Annotated in this window: 1 pseudogene; it reads left to right on the plus strand. The window is 50.5% G+C overall.

The window, feature by feature from the left end:
* Window positions 1-295 (plus strand): annotated as a pseudogene (locus LZP73_RS20110) (hypothetical protein); the annotation flags it as partial.

Below are 295 nucleotides of genomic sequence, written 5' to 3' on the forward strand. Positions count from 1 at the left end.
GAAAGAGAGGCGCTGGCGCTGCAAAAACTCAATGTCTTTTGCCTCGCGGACGATGCCAACTGGCGAACCCAGAGCGCATGGTGGCAAAGCTGCGTGGCAACGGTAACCTACATTTACTCGACACTGAATCGCTACGATCCCACCTCTTTTGCTGATTCTCAGGCAATTATTGAATTCCGACAAAAATTAGCTTCAGAAATCAACAAGCTGCAGCATTCCATTACCGAAGGTCAGTGCTGGCAAAGCGACTGGCGGATCAGTGAAAGTGAAGCGATGACGGCACGGGAATGTAACC

The organism is Shewanella sp. AS16, assembly GCF_021412365.1.
Classification (GTDB): domain Bacteria; phylum Pseudomonadota; class Gammaproteobacteria; order Enterobacterales; family Shewanellaceae; genus Shewanella; species Shewanella salipaludis.